Annotated in this window: 14 protein-coding genes; 8 read left to right on the forward strand and 6 right to left on the reverse strand. The window is 46.1% G+C overall.

The genetic code is table 11. The features are described from left to right. Positions 1-68 precede the first annotated feature (68 nt). On the forward strand, positions 69-839 hold the full coding sequence (locus MARGE09_RS02105; protein ID WP_236985713.1) for an SDR family NAD(P)-dependent oxidoreductase: 771 nt from the start codon (positions 69-71) through the stop codon (positions 837-839). A gap of 124 nt (positions 840-963) precedes the next feature. Here the strand turns inward: MARGE09_RS02105 and MARGE09_RS02110 are convergent, their stop codons facing one another. Both MARGE09_RS02110 and MARGE09_RS02115 read right to left on the reverse strand, forming a co-directional pair. Then, the gene (locus MARGE09_RS02110) at positions 964-2,001 is read right to left on the reverse strand and encodes a family 16 glycosylhydrolase (protein WP_236985714.1); all 1,038 of its coding nucleotides are present in this window, start codon (positions 1,999-2,001) and stop codon (positions 964-966) included. Between the two features lie 267 nt (positions 2,002-2,268). Next, positions 2,269-3,447: a helix-turn-helix domain-containing protein gene (locus MARGE09_RS02115; protein ID WP_236985715.1), complete on the reverse strand. Its 1,179-nt coding sequence runs from the start codon at positions 3,445-3,447 to the stop codon at positions 2,269-2,271. 255 nt (positions 3,448-3,702) lie between these two features. Between MARGE09_RS02115 and MARGE09_RS02120 the strand changes: the two genes are divergently transcribed. Then, positions 3,703-3,855, forward strand: a complete 153-nt coding sequence (locus tag MARGE09_RS02120) for a hypothetical protein (RefSeq protein ID WP_236985716.1) — start codon at positions 3,703-3,705, stop codon at positions 3,853-3,855. A gap of 450 nt (positions 3,856-4,305) precedes the next feature. Here MARGE09_RS02120 and glmS read toward each other — a convergent pair whose 3' ends face one another. Then, entirely contained in the window at positions 4,306-6,135 is a 1,830-nt protein-coding gene (gene glmS, locus MARGE09_RS02125) for a glutamine--fructose-6-phosphate transaminase (isomerizing) (RefSeq protein WP_236985717.1), read from the reverse strand. Between the two features lie 17 nt (positions 6,136-6,152). Continuing rightward, complete coding sequence (locus MARGE09_RS02130) at positions 6,153-6,929, reverse strand: DeoR/GlpR family DNA-binding transcription regulator (protein WP_236985718.1); 777 nt, start codon at positions 6,927-6,929, stop codon at positions 6,153-6,155. 743 nt (positions 6,930-7,672) lie between these two features. Here MARGE09_RS02130 and MARGE09_RS02135 point away from each other — a divergent pair. Beyond that, positions 7,673-10,039 carry a DUF1631 family protein gene (locus MARGE09_RS02135; RefSeq protein ID WP_236985719.1) on the forward strand — a complete coding sequence of 789 codons (2,367 nt, stop codon included), beginning with the start codon at positions 7,673-7,675 and terminating at the stop codon, positions 10,037-10,039. A 57-nt stretch (positions 10,040-10,096) separates the two neighbouring features. On the opposite strand, the gene MARGE09_RS02140 is transcribed toward MARGE09_RS02135, so the two are convergent. Next, positions 10,097-11,869, reverse strand: coding sequence for a GGDEF domain-containing protein (locus tag MARGE09_RS02140; RefSeq protein ID WP_236985720.1), 1,773 nt, complete (start codon positions 11,867-11,869; stop codon positions 10,097-10,099). 353 nt (positions 11,870-12,222) lie between these two features. Here MARGE09_RS02140 and MARGE09_RS02145 point away from each other — a divergent pair, with 353 nt between their 5' ends. The 5 genes from MARGE09_RS02145 to MARGE09_RS02165 all read left to right on the forward strand — a co-directional run bounded on the left by MARGE09_RS02145 (position 12,223) and on the right by MARGE09_RS02165 (position 16,803). Continuing rightward, on the forward strand, positions 12,223-13,104 hold the full coding sequence (locus MARGE09_RS02145) for a class I SAM-dependent methyltransferase (RefSeq protein WP_236985721.1): 882 nt from the start codon (positions 12,223-12,225) through the stop codon (positions 13,102-13,104). 229 nt (positions 13,105-13,333) lie between these two features. Further along, positions 13,334-14,170, forward strand: a complete 837-nt coding sequence (locus MARGE09_RS02150; RefSeq protein ID WP_236985722.1) for a patatin-like phospholipase family protein — start codon at positions 13,334-13,336, stop codon at positions 14,168-14,170. After that, positions 14,163-15,041, forward strand: coding sequence for a class I SAM-dependent methyltransferase (locus tag MARGE09_RS02155; RefSeq protein WP_236985723.1), 879 nt, complete (start codon positions 14,163-14,165; stop codon positions 15,039-15,041). Before MARGE09_RS02150 ends, MARGE09_RS02155 begins: the two co-directional genes overlap by 8 nt. Positions 15,042-15,433: 392 nt before the next feature. Beyond that, on the forward strand, positions 15,434-16,018 hold the full coding sequence (locus MARGE09_RS02160) for an LVIVD repeat-containing protein (RefSeq protein WP_236985724.1): 585 nt from the start codon (positions 15,434-15,436) through the stop codon (positions 16,016-16,018). Continuing rightward, positions 16,015-16,803 (forward strand): LVIVD repeat-containing protein, encoded by a 789-nt coding sequence (locus tag MARGE09_RS02165; RefSeq protein ID WP_236985725.1) that lies wholly within the window; start codon positions 16,015-16,017, stop codon positions 16,801-16,803. The genes MARGE09_RS02160 and MARGE09_RS02165 overlap by 4 nt, the downstream gene beginning before the upstream one ends. A 94-nt stretch (positions 16,804-16,897) precedes the next feature. On the opposite strand, the gene MARGE09_RS02170 is transcribed toward MARGE09_RS02165, so the two are convergent. Next, positions 16,898-17,863 (reverse strand): endonuclease/exonuclease/phosphatase family protein, encoded by a 966-nt coding sequence (locus MARGE09_RS02170; protein WP_236985726.1) that lies wholly within the window; start codon positions 17,861-17,863, stop codon positions 16,898-16,900. Positions 17,864-17,991: the final 128 nt, after the last annotated feature.

The following is a 17,991-nucleotide window of genomic DNA, read 5'->3' on the forward strand; positions in this document are numbered from 1 at the left end:
TCTTTTTGTGTAAATAGCGCACGTACTATAAATGTGGAAGACCAAGAATATCTCGCAGTTACACCCTTATGAATTTAACAAACTGTTATCCAAGCCTTTCTGGCAAAGTCGTTTTTATTACTGGTGGGGCAACAGGAATAGGTGCGAACATCGTTGAGTCTTTTTGCCGGCAGCAGGCGAAAGTGTGCTTTATCGATATCCAGGACAAGGCCGCCGCCGAGTTGATTAGCCGCATGTCAGCTATTGATGGTGCGGTACTGCCTTGTTATTACTCGTGCAATTTACTTAATATTGATGATTTAAAGCAATCTGTCGCGCGAGCGATAAATGCTTTTGGCGGCATTGATGTTCTTATTAATAATGCCGCAAACGATACCCGGCATGATTTTCGAAATATTGATGAACAATACTGGGACGAGCGAATTAACTTAAACCTTCGGCATTATTTTTTTGCTATTCAAGCGGTTTACGAAAGTATGAAGCTTAGGGGGGGCGGATCTATTATCAATATGGGCTCTATGAGCTGGCATGCGTGTCAGGGCGGTATGACAGGCTATACAACATCCAAAGCAGGTATTGAGGGCGTAACTCGCGGCTTGGCGCGCGACCTTGCAAAAGATGATATTAGAATTAATACCATTACGCCGGGCTGGGTTATGACCGAACGACAAAAAAAAGAATGGCTAGATGACGAAGCATTAACCACAATAAAGCGAAATCAGTGTTTGGCTTCCCCATTAACGCCTGAAAATATTAGCGCAATGGCGCTTTTTTTAGCCAGCGATGACAGCCGTATGTGCACTGCGCAAAATTTTATTGTGGATGGCGGTTGGATCTAACCGGTGTTTATTCAAAAGCCTTAGGTCGCGCGGTAGGGTGAATTTATTATCCGCAGGCAAATGTTCCTCGCTACACCCAACCTGTAAGTGGAGCATGTTGGGTGTAGCGAGGTAGTCAGTGCTGCTATGGCTTACGGCTTTTGCTTACTTTTGCTACCGCCCAAAGCATTAATAGCCAAGTTAATCCCCATAGGTTAAATGCACCAAGGCTAACCCCGCTATCTGCTGATGAGCTGCTACTTGCAGGTAAAGAACTTGCCACCGTTACGCTTGATGATTGCGCTTGGCTGCTAGAACTTACGGCAATTGATGATTGCGTTTGGTTACTAGAAGCCGCAGAGCTAGACGAAGAGCGCGCAGTGGAAGAGCTGGCGATAGGGCCGTTATCGGTTGGCGGTGTACCGTTGTAACCCTCTTGCCCTTCCCGTGTCATGGCCAGAATAAGATAGCCGTTTTTTACGATAGCATTATTGGGGGAAAAATCGGCTCGGTTTTCAGCAAAGGTCCAATCCGCTTTGCCCCAACGGCCATTGTCAAAGTAATCAAAATCGTCGCGCCATTCCAATTCAAATTGCCCGTTGGAATAACTGTAAAGCTCGACCCAGTTTACAAACATATGCAGGGGTAAAATGTTGTCGTTCCACGGGCCTACCCAGGCCGTGTTGTCTGGTGGCCAAAAGTTAAGCCTTACTTGCGCGGGGCTTACCAAGTCACCCGCTTGGCCGCCGGCGGTGGTGCGTGCAACCTTGCCATCGACTAACCAGCGCACTTGGTTGGGTGTCCACTCGATGGTAAATGTGTGGTATTGATCAGCGAAGTTACCATCGCCATGAACGTCTTCGGAATAGTCTTTTGAGCCAAGCCCGGTAATAATATTACTTTGCCAGCTGGTCGCATTGTTTTTGCCAAAAACTTCAACATCTACTTCCTCCCAAAAAATAGACTCCATTTCGGACCCGTCTTTCCATAAAAAGAAATTGGAAATTACACCGCTACCTTTCGCCGCTTGCATGCGTATCACGAATTTACCGTAGAGCTGTGGATCGGCGACAAATATCTCTGCCCCTTTATAAGGCTTTGCCTGCGCCGGCGTGAGCCAGCCCGCCCCAATAATTGATGCTAGTAGTGTGAATAATTTTAAGCTGAAAACACCTCGCCTCATTTGTAAACCCTCGTTTTAATAATGTTAATCACAGTGTTAATGCACCGTTATTTTTGAGAGTTTCTGCTCGGGCGTAAAGCTTCACATTCCGTTTTGACGACATTGAGACTCCCTAATCATGGGGCTTGGGGCTGATAAATGGTTGTTTACGTAAAGCAGCGTGTTGGCGAAGTGTGTGATGGGTGTACGTAAGTTCACATAAGTATGAACCGCACAGGGGAGGGGCCAGGAATTGGGTTGTGTTAGAGCCTTAGACTTATTCAAACACTATATTTGCGCCCTAAAGGCTGTGGGGGTTTGTTCTGTATATTTTTTAAATAAGCGATTAAAGCTGGCTTTACTGTTAAAGCCCGACAGGGTAGCCACTTCAGTAACCGTTTTATCGTGGTCTGCTGGGCTGCGCAGTAGACGCATGGCTTCCTGAACACGAAGGTCATTAATATATTCCTGAAAGTTTTTTTGAAAGCCTTTATTTATAGCCAGCGAAACTTGACGCTCTGGCAGGCCTAAATGCTGGGCAAAGCGATGCAAGCTTAGCTGGCTATTTAAGAATGGTTTTTCACTTTCAATAAACTGTTCTATTACATGCTTCAATTCCCTTAGCTTTTGGGCTTCGTCGGCGTCACTTTTCTCAGTACTTATGGCTGGTTTGTCGTTTGTTACATTGAATTTTAAGCTTAGCCACACAAGGCCCAGTAATAACGCGAGCGTTAAATAGTTACCAGCGATTCCCATCGCATCACTAATCGCGCTAGAAAAATGTAAGCCGCTCCAGTGGGTGAGCAACACAAATAAGCGTATCGCGGTAAAGCCTGCCGTTAAATACAGTAAAAATATAACCTCAGAGCGTGTTGTTATTGCTGTTTTAAGTGGGGAAGTATTAGCCGCGCTTGCTGCAGTAGTTGGGGTGAATGCGCTATAAGCCTTGAATGCAAGGTGCAGGCACATAAAGCCGTAAATGGCTGGCACTAGCTTCTTTAGCGATGTGAATACCGCAAAGTACGAGTCTGGCGTGCTGTAAATGTTCAAGTTCAAAATGAGTTCCCGCTGTATGTCCAAAGGGAAGCGGTGGCATACCCAATACAAATAGAGTGGGGTTAGTAATGCGGGCATAAAATGCAGTGCAAAGGACCAGTTAACAGTGTGGCGCCCATATAGCTCGTAGCGGATTAAACCAAACAGTATTGGGCCAAAGGCAAATACGGCAACACTGAAAATAGTCGTCAACCAGGGGGAAACACTAAACACAACGGGCTTCACGCCTTCACCCCAGAAAAATAAAGTATCAATGGCAATAAGGCTATTCATGGCGAAAAAGGCCACCAACATATGTCGGGAGCGATGGCAGGGGGTAGTTTTATTAAGTGTTAGCGCCGCAAGCAGCGCACATGTGGCCAGCACAGCAAAAAGGATAAGGTCATGAATGTTGAACATAATCATTTTCATGGGGCGTACCACCTGCATAACAATAAACTTTAATGGGCTAAAAATGCAACTGCTAACAACTTAGTGTATTCGACTAAGCCATCTAAGCGTGCTGCCGTGGGTGGAAAAAATTCAGAGCGAGTCACAGTTTTTACAGGTGCAGGCTTTAAAAATCGTCAAAGTCATGTTTGCCGTGAAATTACGTTGAGGCTTGTCACATTTTAGTTTTTGACTTGAGTTGGTTATAAAAAGGGTGTGCTGGCAAAGGTGTTCTATGTGCATGGTTTAACTGCGGTTTCTAGGTCTAACAGCTCGGCGGCCATTAAAGCAGCTATGGATGGTGGCTATTCTGATATCGCAGGAGTGATCAATAACTTCTTTACCGATATGGGATTAATTTCATTACCTGGCCGAGTGGGTAGAAATTAATTATCAGTGGGGAGCCGCCTTCTGCAAAGATCAACTTTGAATATCCCTTTTAGGGTGCAGATCCGCACCTTGGATATAGTGGGGTGCGAGAGTTGGAAAGCTACTGGGGATACCCGATTTAAACTCTGTTTCATCCCAATATTTTCTATTTGAGAGAGCTTTACTTAGGGTTTCGTTCCCCTCTTCTGGAGCAATCATTTAAGGAACTCGCTTAAAGTCGTTTTTTTGAATGCCAGCCTTTATTACAGGGTGCCAAGTTGGCTGGAGGAGCAAATTATTGGTTTTCGTTGGTCATATTTATTTGCTACTGAATATTACCTGTGGCCCTATTCGGTGACGATTGCGGCTGAATCTCTATTCAATGCGCTCAAAGGGCTTGATTAGGTATTTCGAGGCGCTCAAGCACTGAAGGGGTGCTCGGGCCTCGAAAGCGTCCGTCCAGCGGTAGTTTTATTCCACAGTAACCGACTTCGCCAAGTTCCTAGGCTGATCCACATCGGTACCTTTAATAATTGCCACGTAATAACTTAGCAATTGCAGTGGCAGGGTGTATACCACGGGGGCCAGCCACGGGTGTACGGCGGGTACTTGGATTACGTGCATGCCGTTGTCGCTTTTAAAATGCGAGGCGGCATCGGCAAATACATAAAGCTGGCCGCCGCGTGCGCGTACTTCTTCTACGTTGGATTTTAATTTTTCCAATAAATCGTTATTGGGTGCGACTACAATAATGGGCATTTCGGCATCAATTAGCGCCAGTGGGCCATGTTTTAATTCGCCGGCGGCGTAGGCTTCTGCGTGAATGTAGGAAATTTCTTTTAATTTAAGTGCGCCTTCCATTGCTATGGGGTATTGGTCGCCGCGGCCTAAAAAGAGAGCGTGGTTTTTATCGGCAAAATCTTCGGCTAGCGCTTCGATGCTTTTGGCTAACTCTAATGTTTCTTCGAGTTTGCGCGGCAGAGTTTTAAGGGCATCGACTAATTCTTTTTGTTGCTCGGTAGATAGGCCGTGGTGCTTGCCTATGGCTAGGGTTAGCATGGCAAAGCCCACTAGCTGGGTGGTGAACGCTTTGGTGGAGGCTACGCCAATTTCGGCACCAGCGCGGGTCATAAACGCTAGGTCTGATTCGCGTACTAAGGAAGAGCCAGCCACATTACATACGGTAAGGCTGCCTAAATAACCGAGTTCTTTTGCTAAGCGCAATGCGGCAAGGGTGTCGGCGGTTTCACCTGATTGGCTAATGCTGACTAATAAACTGTTGGGTTGCACAAAAGATTTGCGGTAGCGAAATTCGCTAGCAATTTCGACGTTACACGAAATGCCGGCGTAGGTTTCTAGCCAGTAACGCGCCACCATGCCGGCGTGGTAACTGGTACCACAAGCCACAATTTGTACGTGTTGTACTTTTTTGAATAAATCGGATGCACCATTGCCAAAGGTTTCGTCCAGTACGCTGTCGTTACCAAGGCGGCCTTCTAATGTGTTGGTGATGGCCTGCGGTTGCTCGTAGGTTTCCTTCAGCATGAAATGGCGGTATGGGCCTTTATCGGCGGCATCGTAACTTACGTTAGATTCGTGAATCTCGCGGGCGACTTTCTCGCCGGTATTAGTGTAAATATCCACACTGCGGCGGGTAATTTCAGCGACGTCGCCTTCTTCCAAATACATAAAGCGGCGGGTTACGGGTAATAGTGCAAGCTGGTCGCTGGCAACAAAGTTTTCGCCGATGCCTAAGCCCACCACTAAGGGGCTGCCGCTGCGGGCAACTACCATGCGCTCTGGGTCTTGTTGGTCGATAACCACTGTGCCGTAGGCGCCGGTGAGCTGAACTACGGTTTTTTGTACGGCCTCTAACAGTGTTGCGGCGGTTTTTAGCTCCTCAAATACTAAGTGAGCGATCACTTCGGTGTCTGTATCGGAGGCAAAAACGTGACCCTTAGCGGTTAGCTCGGCTTTTAAAGCGATGTGGTTTTCAATGATGCCATTGTGCACCACGGCAATGCGCTCGGCGGAAATGTGTGGGTGTGCATTGCGCTCACTAGGTTCGCCATGGGTGGCCCAGCGCGTGTGGGCAATGCCGGTACCGCCGGGTACGGGGCTTAAGGCGATAGCATCGGCAAGCTCGGCCACTTTACCTAAGCGGCGCACGCGCTCGAGCTGTTGGTCTTCAATAATTGCGACACCGGCGGAATCGTAACCGCGGTATTCCAAACGGCGAAGGCCTTCTACAAGTATTTCTGCTACATCGCGCTGGGCTACAGCGCCAACAATGCCACACATGGGGTAAGTCCTTAAGGTTAAGTATTGGGTAGCGGCGCCGGTATTACCTTAACGCCATGGGATTCAATAAGTTGCTGGTGCTCTGGCTTTATACCTACATCTGTAACCAGTGTAGTAATTTGTGACCAAGGCAGTTCTAGATTATGGATTTTGCGCCCGACTTTGCTGGATTCGGCCATTACAATCACTTCGCGGGCCACTTCGGCCATTACGCGGCTTAAGTGGAAAAGCTCGTTAAACGTGGTGGTCCCGCGGGCTGGGTCTAGGCCATCGGCACCAATAAATAGTTGATCAAAATCGAAAGCGCGCAGCATTTGTTCGGCCAACTGCCCTTGAAACGACTCAGAGCGTGCATCCCAAGTGCCGCCCGTCATTAACAGCGTGGGCTCGTTTTCTAGCTCGCGCAGGGCGTTGGCTACGCTAAGGGAGTTGGTCATTACCACTAAGCCTTGTTTGCTGAGCAGTTTGGGCAATAGTGCGGTGGTGGTGGTACCGCTATCGATAATTACGCGGTTATGGTCGCGAATAAGCGATGCCGCAGCATGTGCAATGGCTTGCTTTTGAACCGAAACTTCCTGTTCGGTTGGGTCGCTAATAAACTCTTGTGGAATCGCCACCGCACCACCGTAGCGGCGCATCAGTAAACCGCTGGCTTCTAAGGCGCTAAGGTCTTTACGTATAGTGACTTCGCTGGTCAAAAAGCTCGCAGCAAGGGCGTCGACACTCACTTCACCAGTGTGTTCTAGGCGCTCCACAATCGCTCGCCGGCGCTGTTGAGTGTTTCGTTTTGTCATCTGTTTGGCTTATTAAGTTTCGAACCGAAAGAATTGTAGTGTTATTTCACCAAAAAACAAGCAATTCGCCGCTGTCTGCGAGTGTTTGGTGGTTTTGCCAAAGCTGCCGGCCCAGTGGCTGGCAAAATTACAGGGTTGCCCTAACTGAATAAAAATGGAATACAGCGGCTGGGTGTATGCATTGAGTGATGGCGGTTAGCTTGGGCATTGTTGGCAGGGTAATTTAAGGTTTGGGAATTTGGCTCTTGCAGCGCCGCCAAAATAATGAAAAAGAAGACATTATTTTTAAAATAAAAAATTCAATAATGGCTATTTTTTAAATTAAAACGATCTATTTGGGGGGGAATTAAACATGCGTGTTAGGCATTAATTTTCCGAATTATTAGTTGTTTTGTTATTGATGCGCTCGTTCGGTATTTACTTATGTATCAATAGATTAGCGATTCTTTGCGCGATAACTGGTCGATTTTAAGTATGGGCAGAAAGTTGTTGTGACTAAGTGGAAATGACTATAAGTTTTTTTAATTATAGATAAAATTTTTTTAGACTTTTTTGGCTTGTGACTTAGTCGTCTTTTTCATAAGGCGGCAGTTTGACGGCAGCTAAGTTAGCGATAAGACTGTTTACTAAGCACTCAATTTTGCGGTGCTGCTACTTATTAAACTTCTTCGGATAAAGAACCTGCGATTAGGAATGTCGCCCCCATACAAAGCTACGTATTGTGTAGCTGGAGGCAATACTTAGTGTCTAGCAAGTCTACGCTCACATCAGAAAAACCGGTTAACCTTACGGTTATTAACCGCAGTGCCGAAAAGCACACGGCTTATATTCTTTCTAAGTTGCCAAAGCCAGTGCAAACAATGAAAGACCAAGCGATTGAGTGGCTATTAGAGCGTTTGGATATTGCTATTTCTCATGTTGACGATTCCTTATTTGAGCTGGCGAGCCATGCTTTTCAGCAGAGCGAGCAAGATAGCTATTTTTTTGCTATGCGGGAAATTCGCTCTAACCACGCAGCGGTAAAAAACCAATTCAAAGAAACCCTAGCGCAAGGCTTTTGCGCGTGTGTGGAGGAGCCGGACGAAGACGATAGCATTCAGGTCGATACGCTAAGTGTTATTGCGAACGATGACATGGACGAAATACTGGCCATTGAAGCGGTCGTTAAAAAAGGCAGTATGCAAAATAAAACCGCGCTAGAGCATTTAGTTCGGCGCTTAGATGCGGTGTGCTTGAGTGATGGTTCTATCGACACTATGCCGTTATCTCCTCGTAAAATATGTACGGCTTTTAAGCAGGCTACAGAGTCTTTACGGTTGCATGTGAATGCGCGCTTAGTGTTGTTTAAGGTTATAGAGCAAGACCTAATCGCCCGTCTGCCAGAATTCTACCGCCAACTAAATGGAGTTTTAGCGGAGCGAGGGATTTTGCCCGATATTGCCGATGCCTCAACACAAACAAAATCGAAAAAATCTGGCAGCCGTTTAACAAAACCAGCTGATGAAGGTTTAATGGGCGCACCGGTATCGCTGGATGATACTCAAGAGCTTAACTCGGCAGGGTTATCGCCAAGTACGGCTTCTACTGCTGCCGTAACCGCGCCAGTAGGTGCGGATACGGGTACCGGAAAGGCCGCTGCTGATGCTTCTGGGCAACAGGCGCTCGACGATATTGCCGCGCAGCTGAATAAACTACAGGCTGGCCTGCGCAATGTTACGGCCGCTACAGCTAGCCATGTGCAGGCACCGGCAGGGGCTTTAAATACGCCGCAATTGTTGGATATTCTAAGCCAAGTGCAAGCGGCAACCACGCCAGCTGCGCATGCTCGCCCTGGCAGTTTAATGAATGCCATAGCCCAAGCCAGTGGCGGTTTAGCTGGCGCATTAAGCCTATCGCCGCAGCGTAAAACATTGCAGGTGGTCGATGGCTTATTTAGCTCCATGCTCACCGAAGATAGCCTTGCAAACCCGCTAAAAGAATTGTTGTGTCGATTGCAAATTCCTATTGCCCGGGCAGCGGTGGTGGACAATGATTTACTGTTTCACCCAGACCACAGCGCCCGCAAATTAGTTAATGCCTTAGCGCAAGCGGGCATGGCATTAAATGCCGATGATAGCGAAGCATTGCAAGCAGACCCTTTGTATAAAAAGATGGCCGAGGTGGTTGATAGTGCGGTTAAAGACTACGATACCGATAGCCAGGTATTTACCGATTTATTAAACGATTTCGAAACCTTTACCCGTCGCGACCAAAAGCGTTTAGAGGTGCTAGAAAAACGCATTCTCGATGCGGAGGAAGGCCGAGCAAAAGCCGAGACTGCGCGAGTAATGGTGGCGCAGGCAATTGTGGACATCTGTGAAAACCGCGATTTACGCAGCGCCATTCATACCTTTATTCACAAAGCTTGGCATCAGGTCATGTTTGTTGTGTGTGTGAAGCACGGCGCCGATTCCGAGTTATGGGCCGATACCGTAACAACCGCGGCACAACTTGTAGATGCCACGCAAAACCTACACAGTTATGTGGCGTGCGAAAAATCGCGTTTAGAATACCCAGCATTAGCGGCTAAAATTCAGCAAGGGTTTGAGCTAATCGCGTTCGACCCGTTTGAGGGCGAGCAGCTACTTAAAAAGTTAGACGATTTATTCAGAAGCTTAAAACCCGTTGTTGAAGCCGAAAACGCTGGAAAACAAGAACAACCCTCAGCAGCGGCAGCACCTTTGGCGCCTGTGCAGCAAGCGGATAAAAATGACGCTAGCGCGTTTTTAAAAGCTAAAAGGCAGCGCGTAGTGGCCGAAAACTCTGCTGCTGCAACCATTGACGAGCAATTTTTTGCACAAGCTAAGGCGTTAGCTCGTGGCACTTGGTTGGATTACAAAAAGCGCAACGCACCAGTACTGCGTTGCCGCTTAGCTGCGGTAATAGAGTCAACATCGACCTATATTTTTGTAAACCGCAGCGGCCAAAAAGTCATGGAAAAAAGCTTGTTGGCTTTGGCGTTTGCTTTTAAAAACAATGAACTTACAACCGTTGATAGCAGCTTTTTATTCGATAAGGCATTGGAGCGCGTTATCGTCAGCTTAAGGAAAAGCGAAGAAGCCGCTAAATAATCCACGTTATGGCAACGGCGGCTTGTTTATTATCGGCATATTCTAAAACCGTAGCGGTTATTTTAAGGTAATCAACGAGCTATTGCCGCCTTGTTCGTGCAGCGCTTCTAACCCCTGCATTAAGCGTGAGCAGCAATCGCCACCATCCTCACTTTTAGCAAATGTTGTTAAAGCAATCGATAGTGTAATTTTAACCGGCTTACCCTTAATATTAAGTGGTGTGCGGGTAATAAAATTGCGTAATTTGTCGAGTGTTTCTTGCCCTGTTTCGGGGGCGCTTTCGGGCAGTGCGATTAAAAATTTATCGCCATTATAGCGGCCAATAAAATCCACTGTGCGCAGCCTGTCGCGCAGTGTGGTGGCGACCAGCTTTAAAACTCTATCGCCAATTATGTAGCCATACTCATTAAAGTTTGCAAGGCCATCGATATTGCACATTGCTAATGTGATGGGGTGGGCGTAGCGTTGGAAGCGCTCGCATTCGTGTTCTAGCCGCTGGCTACAACCTGCGCGGTTGGGTAGCCCAGTAAGGGCATCGCGGTTGGCTTGGTGCTGTTCCTTTTCAACCAACGTTTTTGTGGTTTTGGCTTCTAGCTCTACTTGTTGTAATTGATCGGCAACTTCCCTTAGGCTTTTATTTTGTAGTGTGTCTTGGGTGTTTTCTTGTTTTCGATCGATAAGGCTTTTTTCAATAACAGTAATGTGCTCCATTACTGCAAACTTTAATTCGTCTAAGTTACTGGTTGTTTTATTGGTTGTGGCGAGCTTGTCTTGGCTTTCTTCTAGTGCTTTGTTTTGTAGGGCGCGGTGCGTCATTTGTCGCGCGGCATCTTCTAGGTGGTGGTCCATCACTTGGCAAATGCGCGCTAGCTCGGCATCAATGTGAACCAGGTAATTGCTAAATTCTGCCCCGTAATTCATGTAGCTGGTTTGTAAAATATCGCGGATGGCGCGCAGGAAGCTGGCAATATTATCGCCAGTTACGCCGTGGTCAATTTTTTTGCGCTCTGCAATAATTGAAGCGGCAAGGTCTTCTGTCGGCACAATCGCAGAGAAAATTTCGTGCAATAAAGACTCTAATTCACCGCTATTTTCGATGGTAATGGCATTGTCATGGGCTGGCGGTGCATCGTCTTGTTGCTCTGCAATTTCGAAGGTGGTTTGTGGAATAGACGAGGCATCCTCGTTGAGCGAATGCAGGCTATGGGTTGCAGAATTTGGGCTTTCGGTTTGTGCTGTGTTTCTTTCGGGCGCGTTGTCTTGTGGTGTTGGGTTTGTGCTTGGCGATTTATTAGCGGGCTGCTCGGCTTGCGGGCTAGGCGACAGCAAGCGTGTACCGCCGCTTAACCGTTGCCACATGTTTTTATCCGGTGCAGCTGCAACTTTAATGGCTTTGCGTTGTAGCTCCCGCAGGGCTTTTAGCCACTCAGATTGTTGGTACAGCTGAAGGGTTTCTGGGCTAATGCTGCGCTTAAAGGCTTTTATGCTTTGCTGGGTTTCGCTATCTAAGCGCAGTGTTTCGAAATCGTCGGTGAAGCGGCCAATAATATCGCAGGTGGCCCTAGTGTGATTGGCTCGCTCGTGGTGCCACGTTTTGACGGCTTTTTCCACCCGGCCTAATTGCTCGTGTACCGATGCGCCAGAGGCGCCGCGTATCTTTTCTTTTAATAAGCTAAGCTCTGCGTCGAGTGTTTTGTTCAGCCCATCGCTGGCCGAGCTTAGGTGCACAACGGTGCGCCGTAGCATGTCCGCATGCGCGGCAACCTGTTTTTCGAGCTTTTCTTGCTCGGCCAAAGCCGAGAGGTATTTTGCGCGCCAGTCTGTACTCACAGGTTATCTCCTATTGTATAGCTTTAGTATAGGAAGGCCTTGGCTAAATAGGAAAATAGTCTGAGGAACTATTTGGTTAAATGTACCCTAACGTTGCATTAGATTTTGAGTTCAGGAGCTTTTAGAGTGGTATTTATAGCGTTGAACGGAGATTTTTTTGGATTGATACTAGTCACTCTAGGTGAGATCCAGAAAAATTGAGTACGACGTTAGAAATGCTGCTATAGAAGCAGCGAAGCGATCCTGGGCCAAAAGTTAATGCAACGTTAGGGTGTATAGTCTGGCTGGGGTATAGATAATTTAGGCTTTTGATTGCCCGCGGTTTAGGCGGAAACTTAATAACGGAAGTAGATATGAAACGCAGTTGGATATTGGGTAGCTTAGTGGTGGCAGGTAGCGTGGTGCTGCAAGGGTGTAGCTCTATGGCGGGGGGCAACAAGGCGCCGGAGTTAAGCGCTAAAGATGAAGCGCGTTTAGTCGCGGCTGCGCAAGGCGTATCGAGTGAGCATAAGGCCCGTTACCCGTACCGCCACCCGGTAGAAACCTTAAGCTTTTTTGGCATTAAGCCTGGCAGTACTGTAGTTGAGGCACTTCCTGGCGGTGGTTGGTATTCCAAAATTTTGCTGCCTTACCTTGGTGAAAAGGGCCGCTTAATTGGTGTGGATTACAGTATGGATATGTGGCCAAACTTTGGTGGCTTTGCTACGCCTGAGTTTATGGCCAACCGAAAAAATTGGCCCAGTGAGTGGGTAGCTGATGCTAAACGTTGGTCCAGTGTTGGTGCAATACCCAGTGCTTACACGCTCAATTCCATGCCGGCGGAGCTAGAGGGCAAAGCCGATGCAGTGTTATTTATTCGGGCGCTACATAACCTTGCGCGTTTTGAAGATAACGGCGGCTATTTAACCCAAGCGCTAGCCGAAACGCATCGGGTACTCAAGCCCCACGGTATTGTTGGTATTGTTCAGCACGCCATGGATGAAAGCGTTCCCGATGAATGGGTAAAGGGGGATCGCGGTTACCTAAAACGTTCTTTTCTGATTGAAGCTATGGATAAAGCGGGTTTTGAGCTTGTAGCAGAATCTGACATCAATAAAAATCCGAAGGATAAGCCTAAAGATGGCGATGTAGTTTGGCGCTTGCCGCCATCGCTCAATACTGACGATTCGCAAAAAACCGCCAATACGGCGATTGGCGAATCTAATCGTGTGACATTATTGTTTAGGAAGCGTTAATTTTTAGTGGTAGTGCTATCGTCGTTCGAAACGTGCGATGTTTTTCATTGTAGTTTGGGTACGCAAAATACAGGCAGTCTTCGCCCGAACTGTGCAATATCAAGAAGTAAGGCACCGAATTTTTTCTTAGCTTTTTACTGTTGCCGAGTTTCCTCTTTTGCTATTGCGCATGATTTTAAATAGTGATAATTTAATAAAAAGATAAAGTGTTTCTTTAAAGGTGGTTCGCATGATCAAGGATGAGTCAATGCATGAGTTAAATTCTCATGTTCACTGCTTCAAGTCCCAAGCAGAGCCTCATCAATCGTCCCTTGTACTAGGAGGGACTGGTCCAAATGGCGCTGCGCATATATCTACAATATCAGCCCTATCATTAGATTATATTGAACAGTTACAAAGTGTACATGTAATTTCTGGTAGTGTATTTTCTTTGATGTCTTGTTTGGCGCACCGCGAAGGTGCACTTAACCGAGATAATTTTGAAAACTACGATCAAGAAGTGCGCAATATTCATCAGGCGTCCATGACCAATGTAGTTAAGCATTTTGTTCGCAAGCGAAAAAATCCGCGTACGCTATTTGATAATGAACGTATAAGAGATACGGTTGAAATGTTGTTTGGCCGTGATTTTGTTCAAACACCCTTGTCGGCTTTGTCTTATTCCTACTGTTTTCATGCCTATTGTTCTAACAAAGGTGAAGTCATAGAACTCTCGGCAAAAACGTTTCCGGATATGACGCTGGCTGAAGTCGCAATGGCGACGGCTTCTGTACCGTTTATGCATGGCGAGTTTTCTTATCAAGGCATGTCTTTATCGGACCCTATATTTTGTCCGCTCATCAGGCCATTTCGCAAGCGCATGTTCTCGTTGCCTGGGTACAAATTGTATGTGAATCATAAACGCAGTGGTTTGTCTGGTAAGGTTTATTTTATTAAAACAGAAGAGCGTCGCTTTCCAGAGTTTTCTATGAGCTGCGATTTTCTAACTTTCAACTTAGGGTTTTCCAACCGTTATGTAAACAATTTACATCGTCGATTAATCAAGGAGATTTTGATAGATGGCTGAACAAATGGATATTGAAAAACATTACGATCTGAATGAACGTGATTTTTTTGAAAAAATACTTGGTGAATCAATGACTTATTCGTGTGCCGATTGGCGGCAATGTGGGTCTTTGAGTTTAGCTCAGTACCAAAAGTATCAAAAAATGGTGAAGTTTGCCGGTATTGATGCCCATACAGAATCCGTGGTGGATTTTGGTTGTGGCTGGGGGACAAATCTTAAGTGGTTGGCGGAGGATTTTCCAGCATTAAAGCGGATTACTGGCATTACCATCAGCTATGAACAAGCTTCGTATATTCGTGAAAATGTTATGCGCGGTAGTTTAGGGCGGCGAATTACTTTAGATGAAGTGGACGTTTTTGAGCATATTGCGGCGCAACCAACACCACGTTATGACGCGGCAATTTCTGTGGGGGCATTTGAACATTTTGCATCGCCAAAACATTATAAGCAAAATAATCACATCGAGCGCTATGGCCAATTTTTCAATGGTGCAAGACGTTGTGTGGCGGGTAAGTTTGCATTGCAAACGATTGTTGCGGCTCAACCTGCCAACCGTTTGAAGGGCGAGGCGCGTATGCGAGCTATGCGGTTTCAATATTTTATCGCAAAGCATATATTCCCTAACGCGCTGACTCCAACTGTGGCGTATATCGAGCAGGCCGTAAATGGGTATTATGATATTGAGCAGTTGGAATTGCGCGGCGACGAATATGCATACACGATAATGGAATGGCAGCAAAATTTAATGCAGCATAAAGAGGGTGTTCCGCACCACCAATACGAGTTGTTTATGCGTTATTTTGACTTGTGCATAGAGCATTTCTTATCTGGGTACATTAGTTTGGCGCGTTTAAGTTTGAATCCTGTATAGATTGTGTTAGGGCGAGCATTCTGGGGTAAAGGCTAGGTGTGATTAATACCTACGAGTTTTTCGATTGAATCGTCACCCAATACAAAGGTGTAATTAATTGGGGGCGTGTGTTTCACTTTGGGGTGGATGCAGGATTCTGATGCTCGACCCGGTCTGGCACTTGTTTCGCAGGTGCCAATTGTTGATTTATCGCCTGCGTTTTTGTCTTCGTAAATTTAGCGTCATTCTTTCGCTGATTCTTTCTTTTAGCAAGTTGAATGATGCGTTTCGGGTTTTGATTCGAGAGGGTTTAGTCTGCACCTCATTGCTGAAATACGTAAAAATACGTATATACCCTCTATAGTCACTTGCGCATAATGCTCTATGTTTAACTCAGTATGGGAATAGGGCGTATGGCGATAATATTGAATAATACAGTCATTCAGCAGCTTAAGCTTATTGGCGGCAGTGTTTTGTGTGCTGCCTTGGCGGCTGGCTGTTCACCACCGGTGGATATTGACCCTAGGGCGCACTGCCCTAGGCCGATGGAAAAACCAATTGTAATATCTAAAGAAGAGCTGCGTTCGCAAGTGGCTTTTACGCAAAGTGAAACCATTAAAGAAAATGGAAAGATTGTTGTTTACAACGATTACCTACTTGTTAACGAGCCCAATATCGGCATTCATATTTACGATAATATTCAGCCAGAATTACCACAGCCGTTAGGTTTGTTAAAGGTTCCGGGCAATATCGATTTTTTTGTACGTGATGACATTATTCATGCAACCTCCTATATCGATTTGGTCCAAATCGATATTAGCGATTTAAATAATGTGCGAGAAGTTGGTCGAAGTAAGGATATTTTCTCGGCCAATTTATTTCATCATGGTTGGTACCCTAGGCATAAGTATCATATCGATTCGAGAGAGTCGGTTGTGGTTGGAGTTGAGTTTTATACTGAACCAAAAGAAGGCTGTGACGAGGAGATGGAGCAATGAAAAAGTTAAAAGCGTTGAGGCCTTTTATTCCTTTGTGTACAGCCTTATTTTTAGGTGCCTGTACTGGTGCCAGTGAATCGCCTAACGGCTCTGCCGGGCAGTCCAATGCTGGTTCCACGGCAACAATGTTACCTTATGGTAATGTTGCTTATGTTCTGGATAATAACTTGCTAAAAATAATTGATTTGGAGGCAGTTCCGCCAGTACTCGAGCAGGCAATATCGTTGGATGCACCAGAAACTTTGTATATTAGCAACGATTATTTATATATTGGCGGTGAAAATGGTGTTGATATATTTAACCTTGAAGATCCAGTCAACCCCGTTAAAGCGTCTACTTATGAGCATATGCGGGCGTGTGATCCGATTATTGTGGATGATGATATTGGCTATGTTACGTTGCGTAGCGGCTTTAGTGATCGCTGCCGTTTAGCAGGCCCCAATCGTTTAGAAATTGTGGATATGTCTGACCCGGAATTGCCTGAATTAATCAATACTTTTACCATGACTAACCCTTACGGTTTGGCTAAAACAGATACTCACCTTGCTGTATGTGAAGAAGCTTTTGGTTTGACCCTTTTAAATGTGGATGATCCTCTAGCGGTATCTGAAACGGTGTCTTACTCTGATATTAATTGCTTTGATTTGATTTATAACGATGGCGTTTTAATTGCCACTGCAAGTGATGGCATCTATCAATTTAGTGCAACCTCGCAATTTCTTGAGTTGCTAAGCGCGATACCGGTAGGCGATGCGGTCGAGCCTGCTATTGAGGAAATGAATTAAACTCTGCAAGCCCATTGAGTAATGTCGATTAGCGATATTACTCGATGGGCTAAATCTAAATGAATACAGTGCAGTTTTGTTGCCCTGTAAAAAGTTAGAGGCTTTCTTGTAGTGTTACGGCAATCGGTAAGTGATCAGAGAATCCTTCTTCATTCACCCCTCCTCTAGATGCCGGTCGAGAAAAACGCACCGGCGCGTTATTTTTGATCATCCCTTCTGTATGAAAGATAGTGATATCTTGAGGTAAGCAGTAAATACCTTCACGCTTTAATGCTGCACGATTAACTAAGATTTGATCTAGCATTCCCCAGCTTTTATTGAAGCTGTGGGTTGCTGTGCTATGGCCTAAGAGTGGCCACATTAAATTGAATAAATAAGGGTTGGTCACGCGTGTGGATGTGACTTGTTTAAGTGTGCGTGTGCTAAGGGCGTAATTTTCAAGAGAGATATCAAAGGGTTCGTCGTTAAAGTCACCCATGACAAAAATGGGAATTTCACCTTTTACGGCTAATGTACGCTGATGCCAATAGGCTAATGTCTCACCGGCCATCATCCGGTAGGGCGCGCTACTTTCCTTGCCGCCACGTCGCGAAGGCCAGTGGTTGGCCATTACGACAAATTCATTGCCCCGTAGGGTTTTGAATGTTGCTTGCAGAATATCGCGGGTGGCATTGCGCTTGAGTACTACGTGATTAAAAACCGTATCGCGCTCTACCGTAATGCGTTTTTTATCGTAAATAATGGCGACATCAATGCCGCGTTGGTCCTGTGTATTTGCGTGTACTACAGCATAGTTGCGCTGCGGGAGGTTAAGTTGATTGATAAGCTTATTCACCACACTCTTAGATTCAACTTCGCACACTCCTAGAATATCAGGCCCCTGTTGGTCATTCATTGCGCTAATAACGTGGGCAAGTTGCCGGATCTTTTTGGCTAGCACGGCTTCGCTCCAACCTTGTAACTCACTGGCCAACTTGTCTTGTAGCCACCTTGGCCGTTCGGGACTGTGCTCTGTATCAAATAGATTTTCTAGGTTCCACCATGCCATGTAATACGCCATATGTGCCTCGATTTTATGCAGAGTTGTGTTGTTGTTGTACGCTTTGGGTATTACGTTTTTGTGGCATGAGGGCATTCAGTGGCGCATGTTATTGTAATTTTTGGGTGGCTAGCGGCTTGCTTTGTATT

The sequence above is a fragment of the Marinagarivorans cellulosilyticus genome (assembly GCF_021655555.1).
GTDB lineage: Bacteria > Pseudomonadota > Gammaproteobacteria > Pseudomonadales > Cellvibrionaceae > Marinagarivorans > Marinagarivorans cellulosilyticus.